Origin of the sequence: Segatella buccae ATCC 33574 (assembly GCF_000184945.1) — a bacterium.
Lineage (GTDB): Bacteria > Bacteroidota > Bacteroidia > Bacteroidales > Bacteroidaceae > Prevotella > Prevotella buccae.
In genome coordinates, this window is the sequence record NZ_GL586311.1 from 3,150,065 (window position 1) to 3,170,351 (window position 20,287).

The window sequence follows — 20,287 nt, forward strand, 5'->3', positions numbered from 1 at the left end:
AATTGCTCCAAATCAAATAAGTACAACACGCTCCCCGCAGGCCAATCCCCTGCGGGGATTTTCTTTATGACAGCCCCCCGGTTCCCCGAAAGTCTTGCAGGGTAAGAGAAGCTCCCCTTAAACATACAAGAAGCCAAAAGAGTGCGCTGCAAAGAGGGTGGTGCATGGGCTCTGCACCATTCGCGCTACTCTGTCGCCCCTCCTGTGCGCCACCTATGCACAGAGGGTGCCGGTATTCTGCACCGGTCTCGGAAAGACACGACAAATGTCTTGCCGGGCGTGTAGGTGGACATCAATCATTGCCCCCTACATTCCGGCAAGACATTTCCAGTATCTTCGGTTAGTTTATTTCACCAATACTTTCCTGCCTTTGTGTATGTACAGTCCTTTTACGGGCCGTACAACGCGCTGCCCTTGCAGGTTGTACCAGACATCATTGGTCGATGTGCCCGTTGACAGCTGTGCAGCCTTCAGTGCTGTTGTTTCGTCATTGGCCGAAGAGGTTGCTTTGGCCTGCATCGCACCCTGCTGTATCTTGATGTGTCCGAACACCACCTCCAACCAAGTGCCGGGATTGCCCTGCCGGTCGGCCACGGGTGTCCATCGGAAATGATAGTAGTCCGTAGAGGGCGCGTGGAAGTGTACCACGCCGCGACTGCTCGCCGCTGTCGATGCCGAAAGGTTTTTCTCCACACTCTTGTCGCAACTGATGACTTGCGACCCCAGCACGCGATTGCTTCTGTCAAGCACTTCACACTTGACAAAAGGCGAACCGGCCCATGCCACGGCATGATAGGAGAGGGTGTAGTGTCCGGCTTTGAGCGACAGCCCGTAACCGGGAGTAGTGCCATACTCGGCATAGCCGCCTTTGGTGGCATCGCTCTGGCGAATGTAGAGTCCGGTGGAAATATCTCCGCCTCCGCTAAAGCTGAATGTGCGTGGACCGGAACCGGCCGAACCGGTGGTTGCCTTGCGGTCGGCATCCACAACGGTCCATCCCTCCGGCACTTCGCCGCCCTTGTCGAAAGCAAGAGGATTGCCCTTGGAGTGAAGTGCGATGTTGCCGATGACGACCTCGCGCCATTCACCGCCATTGCCCTGCCGGTCGGCCACGGGCGTAAATCGCACACGGTAGTTGCCTTTCTGCATCGAATAGAAACTCAGGCCTATGCGTGTGCTCCCCGTGATGCGGGCATTGCGGTTACGCACGATATTGGGCCGGACAGCCACAATGGTTGAAGCCAGAATGTCACCTGTGGGGTCGAACACCTCACATTTGAGCCACGGTTCTCCCGTCCAGGCTATCGCATTGCAGGTGAGTTCGTATTCACCGAAAGCGAGCGGCAGCAGATATCCGTTTTTGCCACCATACTCTATGTAGCCGGCCTTCGACGCACTGACCTCCCTGACATAGAAACCATGCGCGAATTCACCACCGGCAGCAAACTGCATCAGGCGTGGCCCGTTTTGTGTGGTTCCCTCACTACATTCGATTCCATTGTCAACCACTGTCCAGCCGGCCGGCACTATATCGCTCTGTACCGGCCACGGCTTGATGAGATTGCCACCTGTATTGTTGTTGGCAGGTGGCAGAGTGGGGGATGTGCCACCGCTTCTCACGGCAAAGTCTTTCTTGGAATACTCGTAATACCAGTAGAAGCAAGTCTTGGCACACGCCTCCGTGTTGCCACCGAAAGCATCTGTCACCCGACCGTCTTTCAAGTATTGATCCACATCGAGATAGTCGTCGGTGCTGGTGAGCGTCATGCTGATGTTGCCGTAGTGGTCTTTCACGGCTTTCCATGCGTTGCCCCACTTGCTTGTGGTAGCCGTCCCCCATGTGCCGAGGTTGGCGGGTACCCACTGGCCGAACTCATTGTATTTCCCGGCTCCCGGCTTTTCCGGACTCCAGTCTATTTCAGACACGAGAATGGGCTTTGATGTCACCACAGGCACTTGTGCCTTGAAGTTACGGATGAAAGCCTGATGGTCATAGCTCTTGTCGCTTGCACCATACCATCCCGGATACACATGCACGGCATATCCGTAATTGTCGTCGCTGATGGGGTGGGTGGCATAGCTCTGATATTGTGACTGATAACCCGTTCCGGGAATCCAAATGATGCCCTTGAATCCGTTGGCCCGGATAACGTCGACGATGGGTTGGAAGTAGTCGTGGAGTGCCCGGGGCGAACTCTGACCGTTAGTTCCATACACATGGACGGGTTCATTGGCCAGTTCGAGTGACACCACACCGGCATGTTTTTTCACGCCGGCATGAGCCGAGACAATGCGCCACACCGTTTTCAAGTATTGTTGGTAGGCATCGCCCACGCGCAGGTCTTTAGGGCACACGCCCGGTGGACGCATCACCACATAGAGTCCGTGGTTCAAAGCCTTTTGGGCGATAGGCCAGTAGAGCGTGTTGAGATACTTCTGTAAGCGGGTGGAACTGAACCGCGAGATATTAGCTTCTCCCTGTTCGCTGCCCGTCTTGGGCTTGGCGGGATCGTTGGTCCAACATGGATCCAAATGCAAGCGGAAGATGTTGCAATAGGTGCCCTTTGCAGGATTGGCGATGCCGGCAAACACCTTTTCAAAATAGTCGATGCAAGCCGGCACGGTGGCATCTGTACACTGTTGTCCCCATCTGTAGTGGTTGAAATAGGGGTTAGGCGTATCCATCACCCCGTGAAGCACCACCTTGTTGCCATGCTCGTCGTTGAGCTGGTTACCATTCACATGCAGTGGAGCCACGACTCCAAACTGCGCGAAGGCCCCGAATGGCATCACCGCCACGGCCATCGCAAGTAGAAAGTTTTTCATCAAAATCAAATTAAATTTGGGTTATTATATCGCCGCAAATTTATTCTTAATTTTTGTCAATGGCGTTGCCCATTGTAACGAAAACTTTCCTTCAGCTATCATTTTCGCATTTGCGTGTCGCCTATGATTGGTGTCACAAAGTTTTTTGTTGTTTTCTTGTCATGGTATTTTGTTGTTTTTCTGACATGAAAAAAGGCGTAGGCCGGAATTTCTTTTCCAACCTACGCCATAAGTATTGCCTGCTGTTGTTGCCTTATCTATTCAGGATTATTTCATGAAGATTATGTGGAGAATGTCGAGTATATATGGAGGGTGAAAATCATAAATGATAAATGAAGATCATACCGAGGAATCAAAATTATACATAAGGAGTGTGTTTGAGAAGATTTCTCCCATTCTCATTTCTCTCGTGTACTCCCGCTCTCACATCTGACAGCAAAATGACAGCACTCCATAGTTTCCTGTCATTCATAACTGCCTGTTTTATATCTACTTATGCCGAAAAAGACAGCAACGACAGCAAATAAATGAAACAACAAAATAGAGAGTATATTCTATTTATCTCTCCACGGATTTTTGTATATTCCAAGAAGCTGTCGGGCAAAATAATAGAAAAACTTTATGTCATCAATGAAGTAGCGTCTGAAAAGGCGTCGAGGCTCCAAGAGAAATCTATAAAACCATTCCATCCCTATCTTTCTACAAAAGGCGGGAGCCCTTTTAAGTGTCCCTGCCTCAAAGTCGATAGTAGCACCTAAAGCCATCCATATTTTGACATTTGGCATTAGGTGTTTATAGCGGAATATCCATTTTTCTTGTTTGGGAGCTCCCAGCCCTACTAATACAACATTAGCCCCAGTGCGGTTGATAATATCCGCTATAGTGTGGCTTTCGGCTTCATTTATATGGAAAGATGGGGAGTGTGTACCAACTATTCGCCTTTTTCCTAAGCGTTTGTTGATATGCCCCATTGCCATTTCGGCAACTCCTTGCCTACCTCCAAGAATAAAGATCCTGCAATCATCATCATCTTTGTGAAACTCATAAAAATCACGAAAAAAACTGCTACCGGCAATGGCCTTGTGGAAAGGATGTTCAAGGATGTTGGAAAGAAAGTATAATATCTGGCTGTCACAGATGATCCAATCGGCCTTCTTGTATGCTTCATAAAATAATCTGTCTTCTTGTAGTTTTACAAGATGATCAAGATTAGGAGTAACTAATACCCCTTCATGCAAATTCTCTAACAGTTCCCGTGTGTGGATGGAGAGAATATGGATGTTAAGTATTTCTATCTTTTCCAAGACCGGTCATTTGGCTGTGAATTTTTCCCATATAAACTTAATGGGAAAAACGAAAGCTGCTTTTGCATAACGTTTACGGGTGTGCGGTTCCTTATACATGCGATAGAGAAAGCGCAGACCATAGTCGTTAATCCATTGAGGATAATAATCGGCCTTGTTTTCTGCCGTTTGGTGGATAAATCCACCACAGGTGAATCCGATGCCCTGAAAACCTGCTTGTTTCACTTTGAGCAAGAATCTCTCCTGTATGATGATGCCCATACCCACAATGAGAAAGTCCGGATTCATTTCTGCAAGTTTACGAGCCTCGTCTTCCATTTCCTTTTCATCGGCAAAATAGCCATTGCGGTAATAGGAGATATTCAGTTTCGGATATTTCTGCCTAAGCGTCTGAATAGCTTTTTCTAATGGTTCCTGTTTGGTGGCTACAATGGCAATATTTTGGTGGTGTGACGATGCGTACTCAAACAGTAGGGGAGCCATAGAGGTCATATCAAAACTTCGCCTCTCCACGCTCGTGCCATACAGTATCTTGATGGCTTTCACCAGCAATCCGCCGTCGGCAAATATGCCGTTAAAATCGGCAAACAATTTCTTGTTTCTTAACGCATCAAGGTAGGACACAGGATTGAGGAAAGTGTAGAGTTTTCCTTTATTTGAACAGAGTTCATCCGTCGTTAGAAAATCTGTCTTAATCAATTTTTTGACTAAAATGGGATATTTCATCTTTTGGTGTATAAGTGAACGTGTTTTTATAAAATCATTTGCTTTCTACAAACTTGTCATATAAGAAAGTTATTCTCCTTTATGTTTTTTGAAAACTCTTACATAGTCTACACTCATACTTGTCCCATCAATCGATGGTGTGATTTCACCAGCCCATTTGAGCACTGAAGTACCTAAAACGATGTACCCTTCATCGTGGCAGAACAAATTAGGTTCTGTACGAACCATTTTCCCGTCTATAAAGAAAGTGATAGTATCTTTATTCCATTCAAGTCCATACCTATGATAAGCACCATAAATATTAGGTGAAACAAGATGCTTTTGAGAAAGCTGATTGTTACATCTTTTTTCCTTTATCCCCAAATCATGGATATTATTATACGATTCATTTGGATAGTGACCTTCTGTTATGTCTATTTCAAAACAATGATTGCTTTTTTGTGAAGGATTGGTGCAATATAGCCAAAAGGCATTATTGACTCCCGTGGCTTTAGACATTTTAATCCTGCATTCGAAATATCCATATTTAAATTTTTGCTTGGAAGTTATACTTCCGGTGGTCCAATTTTTCCCACCCTTATTTTGTTTTATATTTTTGATCTGTAAATGGCCACCTCTCACTTCAATATTTTCATGCCATCTACTGCTGAGAATGTGCGCTGGTGAACCATTTTCTGTATTCCATTTATTGATGATAGTAGATTTCTTATTAAATTCATCATGCCAATGCAATTCCCACTCATTTGTTTTTATTCCTTCTGTTTTTGATGGTATAATATGTCGTGCATTTACAAGCAGGCTGATATACACAAATATTAGCAGATATAACGTTTTCTTCATTAAATGGCAAACTAACTAATTTTTAGCAACCTCCTTGAACAGTGTGTACCAGTGTTCTATAATTGAGTCAAGTTTAAATATTTTGGCTCTTTCTATTGCGTTGTGCCCCATTTTTTCCCTCATATCATCATTACTAATCAGTAATTCTATTTTTTGCTCTAATTCTTGGGGAGAGAAAGGTTGTGATATGATAAATCCCGATTTGCCATTTTCTATGATATCATAAATTGCCTCATAACTGCCATATACGATGGGTACAGCTCCATAACTCATACTTTCGATGACTACCAACCCGAACCCTTCAAGATCCGAAGTTAACAAAAATACGGCAGCATTGGCATAATACTTTATGGGAGGTTCTTTTTGGAAACCTTCAAAACGAATGTTTCCAATTTGATGATCGCTGGTATAATTCATCAATGCTTCTTTATCAGGGCCGTCTCCTACTAATATTAGCTCCCAATCAAGGTGCTTTCTCCAAATATCTTCCCAAGCTTTAACGATTCTATCTACATTTTTATTTGTCAGATCCATACGGCCTACATAAAGTAACTGTTTTTTCTTTTTTCCAACATCTATCAGCTCTTCTTTCACCTCTATAGTTATAGGATTTCCAATAGCTGTAATATTAGAATCGTCTTTTAAATGAGCATAGTTCATTAGTGGCTTGATAAAACTATGCGACAAGAGCACATACTTTTGAGTGTGCTTTACATTGTATTTTATAGAATATCTGATGACTTTATCAATTATTTTATATTTTGTATAAAATATTGGCTTCAACAAAAGGTTTTTGTTTTCATAATTCGCCTTAGCCTTCAATAGAACTTTAGAAGTATAAGGTGAGCCATGCAACACCGATATAAGTTTACATTTTGTACCTTTGATAGCAGCATTGCATAGTACAGTTGATTTATAGGGTAGTCCCCATTGATTGATGACAATATCAATCTTATTGTCTACTATTATTTTGTTCAGTCTCTTTATATTTTTGAAACTTATAACAGGATAGTCTAACTTAACTAACTTTATCCTATGATCAAGCTGTTCTATAATCTCTAAATGGGGTTGCTCTATTGATGCTATGACAACATTACAACCATCTTGAACAAAACGATTTGAAAGAATGGTGGTAACAACTTCAACTCCGCCGAATTCAGGATATATCCTATAAAAAAACAGTATATTCATTTAACCTATTCTTAAATAAGGATATTTTTGAGAAACTCAATCTGCTTTTCTTGTCTTGATTGCAAATTGTCTATTTGGGTAAGTTCCTTCTGGATATCATATAGGTCTACGTTCTCAAACAATGCGATGCGAGGGCTATCAGAGTACAATCTGCATTTATTCCCAAAAGACAGAGTCGGAATACAGGCATGTACCCTATCGGAATAGACCTCTTCTGCATTGGCATATACGAAGAGATAATCTAAAGGTTGGTCAGAGCACATAATCCCTTTGTCTACCATCTTTTTTATATTGGAGTAGGGATATGGTTTGTGGTTTGTATAAATAATATTCCTATCCTTAAACCTTGCTTCTAACTCCTTTCTGATAGAATTGTGCTTTGGCTCGTCAAAATTTAATACGATGTATGGAGTTTTGGTTGTTTTTACTTTGGGGATGTTCAGTCTATTAACAAAAAAGACATTGTCAATACCATTATATGTATGTTCTGCCATCGCCTTATAGTGCTTGAAAGCTTCGGGATCTCTTGTCATAATAGCGTATGGCCTAATCTCTTCTAAATATCTTTTGACCATATTAACTTCATAATCCGTGTAAAAGTTACCAGATGCTCCTAAAAAAATGATTTTTGTGCCACGAATCGAAATATTTTTTATGACCTCTCCAAAAATTTTGATAAAGGGTACAGTCAGATCACATCCGGGGATTACTAAATAATCAAGCGGAGTCAAATCTATCAAGTTAAATACCTCTTTAGGACTGATTGCCGAATAAGTTCTGTCATGAAGTCTTTTAGCATATTTGGACATTACTTTTACCCATAACCAATGAATCAGCTTATTTTCTTTTAGAGCAAACCCAGGCCCCATAGAAGAAGCAAAGAAAGGACATTGACTTAATTTCACGATCTTAAAGTCATCGTTAATAGCTGCTTTTATACTTTCTTCTGCACCAAAATCGATAAAGGCGTTTCCTATGTTATTAAAATAAACACCTGTAAAAAGTCCGATCGTTTTCATTTATCTAAATTCTTTATATTGTATAAGTAACCTTCCATCCGGCCTTTCAAAATGTAATATGATTTTCTGCATCTAAAGTTGTTAACCATAAGATACACGAATATTCCCATAAAAGGTCGGAGGAAATTTTGTATTATAAATGTAGCAGGAAGAGAGTGCTTCTTCATGATATATCCGAAGCCCCTTGCATAGTAATAGCATTTATCCAAATAGTTGTTGAAATTTTGCTTTTGTAAGACAGGGTGTCTTACCGTTATCTCAGGATGAAACTCTATCACGAAGTTTGGATGGCGCTCCATATATGTCCAAAGATAATCGGTCTCTTCCCCACTTAAAAGATTAAATTTAGACCCCACGCCAATATTTACATCAAAAGAGACAGAAGAGTCATATTTTAGAAATATGGATGCTGAGGAAAGACCATAATGGTTCAAATATGTTAGTTTTTTTATTTCTTGAGGATATTTGTTATATGGCACATCTGATTCATTTTTTATGGCAGTCCCAACACCGTCTATGTTTCTTTTTTCAAATAAGTCAAGCACTTTCGATAATGTGTCATCATCATACCATGAGTCATCATCCCCAAAAGCAACAACATCACCAATGACAAATTTAAGGCCTTGATTTCTTGCTTCCGACAAGCCACATTTGTGGTATTTTACATATTTTCGGATAATACTTTGGCTTAAATTGTCATATATACTTTTATTGTCACCTTGGTCTACAAATATAATTTGTAGGTTGGAGAAATTGATATTCTTTTGTTTGTTAATAGTCTCAAAGTAACGTTTTAGTTCCTTTGGCCTATCTTGTGAAGTAACTATTATAGATAAAAGCATTTAGAAAAACACACTAATATATGGAACAACATCTTGGTAATTATCAGCAATGAGTCTATTTTGAAACATTATGATAGCAAGAAGAATAACTGCAAATCTAAATAGTATTTTTTCATTTTTCTTTGGAATGTCATACCACAAATCTGCATAAGTTATTATTCGGTAGAACATAAAAGGATAAGCTATTCTTTGGAAGATCCAATTAATTGGGGTTAAAATATTGAGAAGTATAATCCCAAAAACATAACACGCCAAGAAGAAATTTTTTTTATATCTATAGGTGTAAACTGTATATATGCAAAATAGCGAGTTTAGTAAATTGGAAATCTGTGAATATTGGCCCATTAAACTTGTGTTCTGCATGTAATTTGAGAAATTGGATGTGCCGTCATCCAAATAGATTGATAATAGAGACATTTGTTCTGATGCGAATCGAGCTAACGTGAGACTTGTGGCACTTGATATGACTATCGCCATAATCATAAATTTAGTTGTGAACTTTGTGTAGAAATGATGTAAAACAATTAGCAATAGCATCAGAATCATGCTTTTGTGGAAAAGAAATGACACTACTATTACAACTAATATAAAACATAAGTATTTCTGTCTTCTCAGAATGTAGAAAGATAATGCAAGAAGAATGATGGAATAACAAAATTCTTGTCGCATGCCATTATATAATTGGAAGTAATATGCAAAAGCCATCATAAAAACTAATGATAACCATTTATATTTACTTTCTCTATATATGAAAATCAAATAATTTAAGAATGTGATAAAGAAAAGTGTGTGGAAAAATATCAGGGGGTCTTTGGAGATGTTGAACTTGAATTTTGCCATTATCCAAGAGAAACCTTTCTCAAATTGATGCATAACGATGCCCCAAGAAGCAGGATTTTCTCCCATTGCTATATACTCACTCCAATATCCTCCATTTAAATCGCTCCCAACGGTCCTGGCTCTTATTACTCCCATGACCATTAGTAATAAAGCAATAAAATAAAAGGCTACCTTTTTGTCTCTATAGTAAAGCGCTATTGTCGCAATTAGCAAAAATATAAACCAATAAAACAACATAAAATACTCTTATTTCCAAAAAGTTTTTGTAAAGAAGACTCTGTTAAGGATATCATGATAACGGATATGCAGAAACTTACATGTTTTTTTTTCCATACCAACATACCAAGGTAGCCAAGTTCCTGAAAATTGGTGAATGGAATATGTATTCTTAGTAGTTTTCACCTTTCCAGAAGAATAAGATTTGGGACTAAAGAAATCGGAAGAAAAAACAGGAATTTCTTGAGTCAGAGACAGTGCATCTTCAATATTCCCCACACTTGACAGTTTATAGTTCTGATTTAGAATGTCTCGCATTATTTGTGGAATTGGTTTCATAGAAAGCACACCTTTCTCTGTAACAAAGTCTCTGTCTTGATAATAATCAAGGCATTTCTTCACCCATTCACTGCCTTTTTCTGATCCTATGGTTGCTGCCTCTATTGTTGTACCATTAGCTTCATAACATACCATAGATGACAAACAAAGGAAAGGATCATAAGATTTTAACACTTCCACGTCCATATCCAAATAGATTCCTCCATAGTTATATAAAGCGTAGAGCCTGATATAATCAGCTGCAAAAGCATATTTTTTGTTATCGAAAGCTTGATCTACCCACTTTGATTTACCCCGTGGAAAACGGTTGAAATCCCATTTCATGAATTCATAGTCAGGAAGAATCCTTTTCCATGTAGACATGTATCTGTTTAAACTTGCCGGTATAGGATCGTCACTAAGCCAGCAATAATGTATTATCTTTGGAATCATATTGATTATGTTTACCTATTGCTATTTACAATATTACAAATAGAATGGCTGATATTCTTATCTAATTTAAAGATGGCTTCCTCTGGATTCTGCATGAAAAAAACTTGTAGTTTTTTTATTAAACTTATATTGTCTACTTTACGTACTCCGGTTGAGATGATTTTAGCTGGTATTCCTCCAATAATAGTCTCCTCGGGTATGTTTGACATATCTTTGTTTACAAGACTATTGCTTGCAACGATGGTCTTGTCCGGTATGACGGAACCTGCACAAATTGTCGTAGTATTACAAATCCAACAATATGCGCCAATCTTGATTGGCCGTGCAATTTTTTCTATAACCTTATTATTAAAATCTGCTATATAATGGAAATTAGTATCCATTACTTGACACCTGTGGGTTATCCATGATTGATTGCCTATCTCAACCTTAGAATAAGCAGCTATATTACAATGATGCATTACCATAGTTCTTTCGCCAAATTCTAAAATTCCATGTCTACTTACATTTATTTTATTAGAAGTGTATATCAGACATTCTCCATGAAAAATAATTTTCCCCCAATTTGCTAAAGCCGTATTAGATCCGGGATTAGATGGTGCTTCAGGATTTGTTTGGTTAAATTTAATCATTCCCATTATACACTTCCCTTGACATTCCATTGTCCCGTATAATGAAAATAGTTTAGGCCATCCATAAACGAAAACCGGAAATCTAATTGCCTGATTGAGAGGGAAACTTCTCAAATTGAGGTAAAATGTGATAATGGGGTTGAACCAGTTAATGTATGGTAACCTTTCAACATATTTGACATATTGCCGTTCAATACCTTTCAGAAACCTATTCATGTTTGTTTCTTTGAATCTTATCATAGAATATCGACTTGATCTTTTGTCTCTCCGTTCCTTTCAGTCCAAGTGTCCATATTGTTATAGCAGTTATCAAGATGGTTGCTATTGTAATAAAAGCACGTTGTGGAATAGAATTGTTGAAGCCTGAATTGAGCCAATAACACCCTCCTCCTGATATGCCTATAACAATTATTGCGGGAAAGAGCACTTCATAAAAATACGAGTTTAAAGAGAAATTGATTTCTTTTTTAATGAAGAATAATACGACATATATATAGGCGCATCTTATAATAATGCTTACAACAAAAACTGTTTGAGGGGTAGAACCTAATTTTAGAAAAACATACGAAATAGGGAAAATGAATAAAAGCACAGAGCTTCCAATCAATATGTAATTTTTTAGTTTGCCTATTGCTAATGCCAAAGACCATATAGGATTATTTAAGACATCAACAATAGAGTAGATAAGAATAAGAATTGTAAATACGTTAGTATAAGCAGGTACTTCTTTTAGCCACAAATGCAATATGGTATCAATGGACAAGCAAAGGGGAAGGCATATAATCCAAAGAAGATAAACAGATAATTTAGAGCTTGAGAAAAACAACTTAAATAGATGATTAAAATCCTTTGTAGCGTATAATTTAACTATTTGTGGACGAACTGAAATATAGAAGTTAGTTCCAAAGTTATTCACAGCTTGGTTTATCTGAAACGCGATTCCTCTTGCAGCATTTATAATAGGGCCGAAAAATAAGTTTAAAAGAATATTTATGCCTTGATCATTTATCGTGTAAATTAAGGTGCCCATTGTATTCCAACCAATCATAGACGAACATTCTTTTATCTTATCCCTATTCCATATCCACTTATAAACACACTCTTTATACCTACGCTTGCAATAGATAGAATAAAAGAAGCGTATACCAATTGCGACCATAACAAGTAAAAAAGAATAGACTATGAGTTTATCGTATGTTACAACAGATATGATCATTGCTATACCTAATTTAGTCAGACCTTCAAATATACCCACATACGAGTATATTTTCATCTCTTCCCTTGCTATTATCACCGCCTCATATACAACACTGAGAATTGTAGTGCAAAGAGAAAATAGTGTAAATTGGAACACCCAAAAAGCAGCAGATAATCTTTCTGCAGGAATATTCATTTTATAATATATAAACCAAGTACCAAGAATTTCTCCGACTACCAAAACCAGTATGCTAACAATGATATATACGGATTGATGTATACAAAAAATGTCTTTTGCAGCCTTTTCATCATGTTTCCCCAATTCTATACTTAAATATCTTTGGGTAACATTTGCTAAAGATGATCTAAAGAATATAAACATAGTGGCAAATCCTCCAACTATATTATATATTCCAAAATCCAAAATGCCTAAATTATCTAAGACGACTCGCGAGGTATATAAAGATATGAACATTAGAAATAGCATTCTAATGTAAAGAAATAGTGTGTTTTTTATAATTCGTTTGTTGTTGACAGCTGAATTGTTATCCTGAATTTTCATTTGATATCCTTTTATTCTTTCTGTTATTATGCAATAAAGTTATCGTAAAAAAGGTACAGAAGAAGTATTATAAATTTGAATAATGAATGACAGACGTGGATGGTCTATATGGGGCAGTATTTCCAAGTTCTTGCAGGCATAAGAACTCTTAAAGTATTCAAGAAGCACATTAACAATTCTACTAAAATCTGTGAAAAACAGAAGCTGGTAATGAATCATCATAAATATCAGAGGAATAGACAGCAACTAAAACGACCTCCTCCCACTATGTATACACAGTAGGAAGCTGCCATTTGGATAATCCACATCAGTAGAGATATAGGATAGGCGTCGGGGGGGTGCTACGTTCCCGCATGTGAGATGGACCAAGAAAGACAGAGAGGGAGGTAAGCGGACTTTTAACTGTCAAGCAGGTAGCCCGTGATGCAAATACCGTTTTAGAGGAATTTTCCTTTTTTTGCTGTCTGTCACCCTTATACATCTCGCAGAAATGTTGTATTTACAATGCGGTGCAAAGGTAGGAATTTTTGGCGATAACACCAAAAGGAAAGGAAGAAAATGCCCCTCTCAAATATTCTTTTAGAGGGAAATCAAAGAATAAAAGAATAAAAAGGGCATAAATATCCCAGTTTTGCGTTCTTTTGTTTGGAAGGAAGGGGGAATACCGAATAAATATGGTGTCCCCCTAATCTTCTTAAGAGGTGCGTTTGGGCTGGGGCAGCAATAAGTTGAGCACCACACCGATGATGGCAGAGAGGCCGATGCCTGACATGGCGAAGTCGCCGGCAGAGAGCACGGCACCGCCAATGCCCATTGTGAGTGTGACGGAGATGATAATCACGTTGCGTGTCTCGTTCATGTCCACTTTATGATGGATAAGATTCTGTACGCCCACACTGGCTATCGTACCGAAAAGCAGCAGCATGATGCCGCCTAAAACGGCTTGTGGAATGGACTGGAGTAGGGCACTCAGTTTGCCGATGACGGAAAAAACGATGGCCGTAACGGCTGAAATGCGGATGACGGCAGGGCTGGTGACCTTGGTGATGGACATGGCACCGGTGACTTCCGAGTAGGTGGTCTCCGGAGGGCCGCCGAGGAAGGCCGAAGCCAGACAGGCCAACCCGTCGCCGAGCATCGTGCGGTGGAGTCCGGGGTCTTTGACGAAATCTTTGCCGGCTACGGCACTCACCACATAGACATCGCCGATGTGTTCTATCACGGGGGCGATGGCCACGGGTATCATATATAAAAAAGGTGCCCACTGGAAATGGGTGATGGTGTCGAGGCTGACAGGATTGGTGAACCACGGGGCTGCTACCACTCCCGAGAAGTCGACCAGACCGAGGATGACGGCCGCAATATAGCCTGCCACAATACCGCAAATCACGGGTACGAGCTTCATCAGTCCCTTGGCGAACGTGAGCACAAGAATGGCTGTGACGAGCGAGACGCAGGCCAGAAGCCAGTGAGTTTTGGCCATGTTGACGGCACTCCCCGAGAGTGACAGGCCGATAAGGATGATGACGGGACCTATGACCACAGGTGGAAACACACGGTCGAGAAACTTGCGGCCCTGCCATTTCACGATGGCACTCATCACGAAGTAGACGAGCGACACGCCCACCAGTCCGGCCAGCGCACCGGGCAGTCCCCACTGTTGTGTGGCTGCAATGATGGGGGCAATGAAGGCAAACGAACTGCCGAGGAAGATAGGCACTCGTCCTTTGGTGACAAAATGGAAGATGAACGTGCCCAGACCGGCCGTGAAGAGGGCGGTGGAGGGGTTGATGCCGACGAGCAGGGGCACGAGCACCGTGGCGCCGAAAGCCACGAAAAGGAATTGCACCCCCACGATGGTTTTCTTCGATAACGAGAGATTTTCTGTATCCATTGGTTTTGTTGATCTAAATTGAGTGCGAAATTAACAAAAAAAATCAATAATCAATAACTTTTTGCCATAAAATGTGTACTTTTGCAACCTGTAATCGAATCTAACTCTTAAATACTTAAAATGCAAGAACTCATCTACGGTCTTCATGACAGGCCGCCCGTGAAGGAATCTCTCTTTGCCGGTTTTCAGCATTTGATGGCCATTCTTGTCGCCATCGCCACACCTCCCCTCATCATCTCCAGTGCCTTGAACTTTGATGCCTCCACGACGGCTTTCCTCGTGTCGATGGCGTTTTTCGCGTCAGGTATCGCCACTTTCGTACAGTGCCGCCGCGTGGGGCCTGTGGGGACGGGGATGCTTTGCATTGAGGGTACGAGTTTTTCCTTCATCGGCCCCATCATCACCATTGGTGCCATAGGCGGACTTCCCATGATTTTCGGTTGCTGTATTATGGCGGCACTTGTAGAGGTGGTTATCAGCCGGCTGTTGAAATACACCCGCCGCATCATCACCCCGCTTGTGTCGGGCATCGTGGTGACGCTCATCGGTCTTTGCCTTCTCAAAGTGGGTATCACCGCATGTGGCGGAGGAGCAGCCGCCCGGACAGACGGAACGTTTGGCAGTCTGCCCCATCTGGCCTTGGCAGGCTTGGTCATCGTGACCATTCTCATCTTCCAGTGCAGCGGCAACCGCTTCCTGCGTATGGGGTCTATATTTATAGGACTGGTTGTAGGATTCGTGGCCGCTTGTTTCATGGGGATGGTCAATCTCGACTCGGTGTCAAGTTTCGGAGGCGTGAATATTCCCGTACCGCTCAAATACGGACTCAAGTTTGACATCTCGGGCATCATCGCCCTTGGCCTCATCTTCATGATTACGGCCATCGAAGCCTACGGCGACATCACGGCCAATTCGATGATTTCGGGCGAGCCCGTTGAGGGTGACATCTTTATCAAACGTGCCCAAGCCGGTGTGCTCGGCGACGGATGCAACTCCATCATGTCGGGACTGCTTTGTGCTTTCCCCAACTCCATCTTCGCCCAAAACAACGGTATGATACAACTCACGGGCGTGGCCAGTCGTTATGTGGGCTACTATGTGGCCGGATTCCTCGTGCTGCTCGGTCTGTTCCCTGCCGTGGGTGTGGCATTCTCGCTCATTCCCACTGCCGTGCTCGGTGGAGCCACCCTGTTGATGTTCGGCACGGTGGCAGCAGCGGGGGTGCGCATTATCGCCTCCCACGACATCGACCGCAAGGCCACGCTCGTCATCGCCCTCAGTTTTGCCACCGGACTCGGCGTGGAACTGCAACCCGAGATCCTCTCTCAGTTGCCTGAAACACTGCGCAACATCTTTGCCAGCGGCATCACCACAGGCGGACTCACGGCGATAGTGACCAATGTGGTGATAAGACTGAAGGAATAATAAGATAGGAATTAAGGGAGTTAAGGAGTGAGCACTCGCTTCGCTCGTTAGGAGTTAAGACAATAGTCGAATTTCCGAAAAGCAATTTGTTGTTTAATAAGAATAAGGTAAAGAAGCGAAGAGGGGCATTTCTATCCATACACAAGAGTAGAGGCTGTTGTCTTAACTCCTAACGAGCGAAGCGAGTGCTCACTCCTTAACTCCCTTTAACTCCCTGATAAGCAATAAACAATAATTTAAACGTATGAAACATTTTTTCTCAACCCTTGCCCTCGTGGCAACAACAATGGCTGCACCGGCCCAAAACGTGCAGTTGCACTACGACCTCGGACATTCGCTCTACAACGACCTCGGCAACCGGCCGAGCGTGACCACTACCGTGGAGATGTTCAAGCCCGACACATGGGGCAGCACCTATCTGTTCACCGACATTGACTACCAGCGCGACGGCGTGGCCGGAGCCTATTGGGAAATCGCCCGTGAGTTTAATGTCACGAAAAACAAGCAATGGGCATTCCATGTGGAATATAACGGCGGACTGAACAGCGATGAGGACACTTGGAATGCCACCCGATTCCAACATGCCGTGCTCGCCGGTGGTGCGTGGAATTGGCATTCGGCTGACTTCTCGCGCACTTTCTCCGTACAGGCTCTGTGGAAGTATTACTTCAAGAACCGCCACTATGGTGCCCGGCCTTTCAACGGGTTTCAGCTCACCGAGGTGTGGGGCATCCAATTTGCCAAAGGCTTCTGCACGTTCAGCGGCTTTTGCGACCTTTGGTACGACCCGTCGGCCAACGGCAAGTGGATTGTGATTTCCGAACCCCAGTTCTGGTGGAACCTCAACAAGTTTAAGGGTTGGGAGAAGATCAATCTCAGCGTGGGTACGGAGTGGGAACTCTCCAACAATTTCGTGTGGAACGACAAGGGTGAGCACAACCGCTTCTATTTCATTCCCACCATTGCAGCAAAGTGGACATTCTAACTTTACGAAGTTACGAGGAGTTTAGAAGTGAGCACTCACTTCGTTCGTTAGGAGTTAAGATAACAGTCTTATTTCCAACGTGCAAAGCTATAAAAACTTTCTCCTTCCTCGAATATTCCAACTAAGTCTTACTTTAACGTCATACACGTTATGTCCATGTATTAAATCAAGATGAAAGAAGACAAGATCACAAGAAAAAAGCTGTTGTCTTAACTCCCTTTAACTCCTTTAAAAAAACTATGCTTCAAAAACTTTTCGGCTTCAACGCCACCACCATGAAGATGCGCACCGAGGTGATTGCCGGTGCCACCACCTTCCTCACCATGTGTTACATTCTCGCCGTCAACCCGTCCATCCTTTCCACCACCGGCATGGACAAGGCGGCCCTTTTCACCAGCACGGCTTTGGCCTCGGCCATTGCCACCATTCTGCTGGCCGTTATGGCCAAACTGCCGTTTGCCCAAGCACCGAGCATGGGGCTGAACGCTTTTTTCGCTTTCACGATGTGTCAGGCGATGGAGCTCACGTGGCAGCAGTCGCTGGCTGCCCTGCTTGTGGAAGGCATCATCTTCATCATCATCACATTCTTCAATGTGCGCGAGATGATTCTCGACAGCATCCCCACCAATCTGCGCTATGCCATCTCGGCCGGCATCGGTATGTTCATTGCTTTCATCGGACTGAAAAACGCCGAAATCATTGTGGCCAATCCCGCCACCATCGTCGGCTTGGGCAAGTTCACGCCACCGGCCATTCTCGGCATCATCGGCATTCTGTTGAGCGGTGTACTCATGGCCCGCAAGGTGAAGGGTGCTCTCTTTTTCAGCATCATCATCACCACGCTCATCGGCATCCCGATGGGCGTGACGCAGGTGGAGAGCGGATGGCTGCCTGTTTCCGCCCCCCATTCGCCGGAGCCCATCTTCTGCAAGTTCGACTTCACGGGGTTGTTCACTCTTAAGATGTTCCTTGTAGTGTTCTCCCTGCTGCTTATCAACATCTTCGACACCGTGGGCACTCTCGTGGGACTGGCCGAGAAGACCGGCATTGTGAAGCCCGACGGTACCATCCCCCGTGTGAAAGAAGCGATGACCAGCGATGCCATCGGCACCACCGTGGGAGCACTGCTCGGTTCGTCCACCATCACCACCTACGTGGAGAGTGCATCCGGCATTGCCGAGGGAGGACGCAGCGGACTCACTTCCCTTGTTGTGGGGCTGTTTTTCCTCGTTTCACTTTTTCTCTCACCGTTGTTCCTGCTCATTCCCAGTGCCGCCACAAGCGGAGCCCTCGTGTTGGTGGGTGTGCTGATGATCGACTCGGTGAAGAAAATCGACCTCAGCCACATCAGTGAGGCTTTCCCTGCCTTCATCACCATGATCACGATGGTGCTCTGCTACAGCATAGCCGATGGCATTTGTCTTGGCATCCTGAGTTATGTCATCATGAAACTGTGTCTGGGCAAGTGGAAGGAAGTCAACATCACACTGCTTGTGCTCTCCGTGCTGTTCATCCTCAATTTCATTTTTGATTAACCCTTTTAAAATCTCCAAGCCCGCATTTGCAACCCCTGAAAACTTAATATTTCTAAAACAATTTTGCTGTTACCCGATATTTTCCTAATTTTGAGGTGTTTATGTTGTTATGCCGGCAGTTTGTCGGCTGCAAACCGAAAATATTATAGAAAATCATATTGACAAACGATGAATATCAAACAGACCATATTGTCCCTTTCTCTTGTATTCCTGCCCATCTGCGCGATGGCGCAAAAGATCACTCTCGGCTCGTGTACCACGCGTGACGGGGGGCAATACAAGGGCGAAATGGTGTCAGGTAAGCCCAACGGTAAGGGCAACACCGTATTTGCCAACGGCGACACCTACGAGGGAGAATACGTGAAAGGCCGGCGGGAGGGCTACGGCATCTACACTTTTTCCGACGGAGAGAAATATGAAGGGCAGTGGTTTCAAGACCAGCAGCACGGCAAGGGCACTTATTATTTCATGAACAACAACAAGTATGTGGGCCTGTGGTTCCGCGACTATCAGCAGGGGCACGGGGTGATGTACTACTACAATGGCGACCGCTACGACGGTGAGTGGTTTCAGGACAAGCGGCAGGGCAAAGGCACCTACACTTTTTCCAATGGAGCCTACTACCGCGGCCAGTGGCTCGACGACATGAAAAACGGCAAGGGCTTCTTCGACTGGGGCGACGGCACTACCTACGACGGCCAATGGGCCAACAACCAACGCTCGGGCAAGGGCACCAACAAATATGCCGACGGCGATGTCTACGTGGGTGACTGGCGCGACGACATACAGAACGGCAAAGGTATCTACAAGTTCCGTAACGGGGATGTCTACGAGGGCGACTACGCACAAGGCGAGCGCACGGGACTGGGCATCTTCCGCTACGCCAACGGCGACAAATACACCGGCCACTTCCAAGAAGGGATGAAAGACGGTCAAGGGACACTGACGTGGAAAAACGGTGACTCCTACGTGGGGTTGTGGAAAAACGACCGACAGAACGGGTTGGGCAAGCTGACCAAGCACAACGGTGACATATTTGAGGGTAACTTCAAGGATGGGAAGGTGGAAGGAGAGGTGATCATCCACTATGCTGACGGCAGCAAGTTTAAGGGTGTCTACCGTGGCGGAAAGCGTAACGGGGCTGCCATAGAGGAGAGCAAAGACGGAAAGCGTTTTGAGGGCTCCTATGTGAACGACCGCCGCGAAGGGAAGTTTGTCGAAAAAGACCGCAACGGGAAAATCACGGCACGAGGGACTTATGAAAACGGCAGGAGGTTTGAGGATTGAAGAAGCCTCCCCCGGCCCCTCCGAAGGAGGGGAGTGCCTTGCGGGACAAAGGCCGTCTAAAGCCCTCTAAGTTAGCAGGATAAGCCCCCTAAATTAGGAGGTGGGGGCTGAACAAGCAACACGGAACAAGTTACTCCCCAGCTGGCCAAGCCCCCTAAGTTTTGAGGCTGAACAAGAAATCTCGTCGAGTCTGTA

Annotated in this window: 16 protein-coding genes; 4 read left to right on the forward strand and 12 right to left on the reverse strand. The window is 43.6% G+C overall.

Translation table 11 applies throughout. The features are described 5' to 3' along the window. Positions 1-345: 345 nt before the first annotated feature. The 12 genes from HMPREF6485_RS12510 to HMPREF6485_RS12570 form a co-directional block, all read right to left on the reverse strand. Positions 346-2,826 carry a cellulase family glycosylhydrolase gene (locus tag HMPREF6485_RS12510; RefSeq protein WP_004346941.1) on the reverse strand — a complete coding sequence of 827 codons (2,481 nt, stop codon included), beginning with the start codon at positions 2,824-2,826 and terminating at the stop codon, positions 346-348. Between the two features lie 554 nt (positions 2,827-3,380). Then, the gene (locus HMPREF6485_RS12515; RefSeq protein ID WP_004346942.1) at positions 3,381-4,130 is read right to left on the reverse strand and encodes a WecB/TagA/CpsF family glycosyltransferase; all 750 of its coding nucleotides are present in this window, start codon (positions 4,128-4,130) and stop codon (positions 3,381-3,383) included. 6 nt (positions 4,131-4,136) lie between these two features. Beyond that, a complete protein-coding gene (locus HMPREF6485_RS12520; protein WP_004346944.1) occupies positions 4,137-4,856 on the reverse strand; it encodes a WecB/TagA/CpsF family glycosyltransferase in 720 nt (239 codons plus the stop codon). Between the two features lie 69 nt (positions 4,857-4,925). After that, positions 4,926-5,696, reverse strand: a complete 771-nt coding sequence (locus HMPREF6485_RS12525; RefSeq protein ID WP_004346946.1) for a glycoside hydrolase family 16 protein — start codon at positions 5,694-5,696, stop codon at positions 4,926-4,928. 15 nt (positions 5,697-5,711) lie between these two features. Next, a complete protein-coding gene (locus HMPREF6485_RS12530) occupies positions 5,712-6,887 on the reverse strand; it encodes a glycosyltransferase (RefSeq protein ID WP_004346947.1) in 1,176 nt (391 codons plus the stop codon). A gap of 11 nt (positions 6,888-6,898) precedes the next feature. After that, on the reverse strand, positions 6,899-7,906 hold the full coding sequence (locus HMPREF6485_RS12535) for a polysaccharide pyruvyl transferase family protein (protein ID WP_004342495.1): 1,008 nt from the start codon (positions 7,904-7,906) through the stop codon (positions 6,899-6,901). Next, positions 7,903-8,748 carry a glycosyltransferase gene (locus HMPREF6485_RS12540; RefSeq protein WP_004346949.1) on the reverse strand — a complete coding sequence of 282 codons (846 nt, stop codon included), beginning with the start codon at positions 8,746-8,748 and terminating at the stop codon, positions 7,903-7,905. Before HMPREF6485_RS12540 ends, HMPREF6485_RS12535 begins: the two co-directional genes overlap by 4 nt. Beyond that, entirely contained in the window at positions 8,749-9,825 is a 1,077-nt protein-coding gene (locus HMPREF6485_RS12545; RefSeq protein ID WP_004342497.1) for an EpsG family protein, read from the reverse strand. A 9-nt stretch (positions 9,826-9,834) separates the two neighbouring features. Then, positions 9,835-10,575, reverse strand: coding sequence for a glycosyltransferase family 32 protein (locus tag HMPREF6485_RS12550; RefSeq protein ID WP_044126122.1), 741 nt, complete (start codon positions 10,573-10,575; stop codon positions 9,835-9,837). A gap of 11 nt (positions 10,576-10,586) precedes the next feature. Next, on the reverse strand, positions 10,587-11,207 hold the full coding sequence (locus HMPREF6485_RS13185; protein WP_155814416.1) for an acyltransferase: 621 nt from the start codon (positions 11,205-11,207) through the stop codon (positions 10,587-10,589). A gap of 208 nt (positions 11,208-11,415) precedes the next feature. Next, on the reverse strand, positions 11,416-12,966 hold the full coding sequence (locus HMPREF6485_RS12560; protein ID WP_004346956.1) for a lipopolysaccharide biosynthesis protein: 1,551 nt from the start codon (positions 12,964-12,966) through the stop codon (positions 11,416-11,418). A gap of 694 nt (positions 12,967-13,660) precedes the next feature. Continuing rightward, positions 13,661-14,860 (reverse strand): uracil-xanthine permease family protein, encoded by a 1,200-nt coding sequence (locus HMPREF6485_RS12570; RefSeq protein WP_004342504.1) that lies wholly within the window; start codon positions 14,858-14,860, stop codon positions 13,661-13,663. Between the two features lie 120 nt (positions 14,861-14,980). Between HMPREF6485_RS12570 and HMPREF6485_RS12575 the strand changes: the two genes are divergently transcribed. The 4 genes from HMPREF6485_RS12575 (at position 14,981) to HMPREF6485_RS12590 (ending at position 20,092) form a co-directional block, all read left to right on the forward strand. After that, the gene (locus HMPREF6485_RS12575) at positions 14,981-16,285 is read left to right on the forward strand and encodes a nucleobase:cation symporter-2 family protein (RefSeq protein ID WP_004346960.1); all 1,305 of its coding nucleotides are present in this window, start codon (positions 14,981-14,983) and stop codon (positions 16,283-16,285) included. Positions 16,286-16,529: 244 nt separating this feature from the next. Continuing rightward, positions 16,530-17,270: a nucleoside-specific channel-forming Tsx family protein gene (locus HMPREF6485_RS12580; protein WP_004346963.1), complete on the forward strand. Its 741-nt coding sequence runs from the start codon at positions 16,530-16,532 to the stop codon at positions 17,268-17,270. 239 nt (positions 17,271-17,509) lie between these two features. Further along, positions 17,510-18,805, forward strand: coding sequence for an NCS2 family permease (locus HMPREF6485_RS12585; protein ID WP_004346964.1), 1,296 nt, complete (start codon positions 17,510-17,512; stop codon positions 18,803-18,805). A 168-nt stretch (positions 18,806-18,973) separates the two neighbouring features. Then, positions 18,974-20,092, forward strand: a complete 1,119-nt coding sequence (locus HMPREF6485_RS12590) for a phosphatidylinositol-4-phosphate 5-kinase (RefSeq protein ID WP_004342512.1) — start codon at positions 18,974-18,976, stop codon at positions 20,090-20,092. Positions 20,093-20,287: the final 195 nt, after the last annotated feature.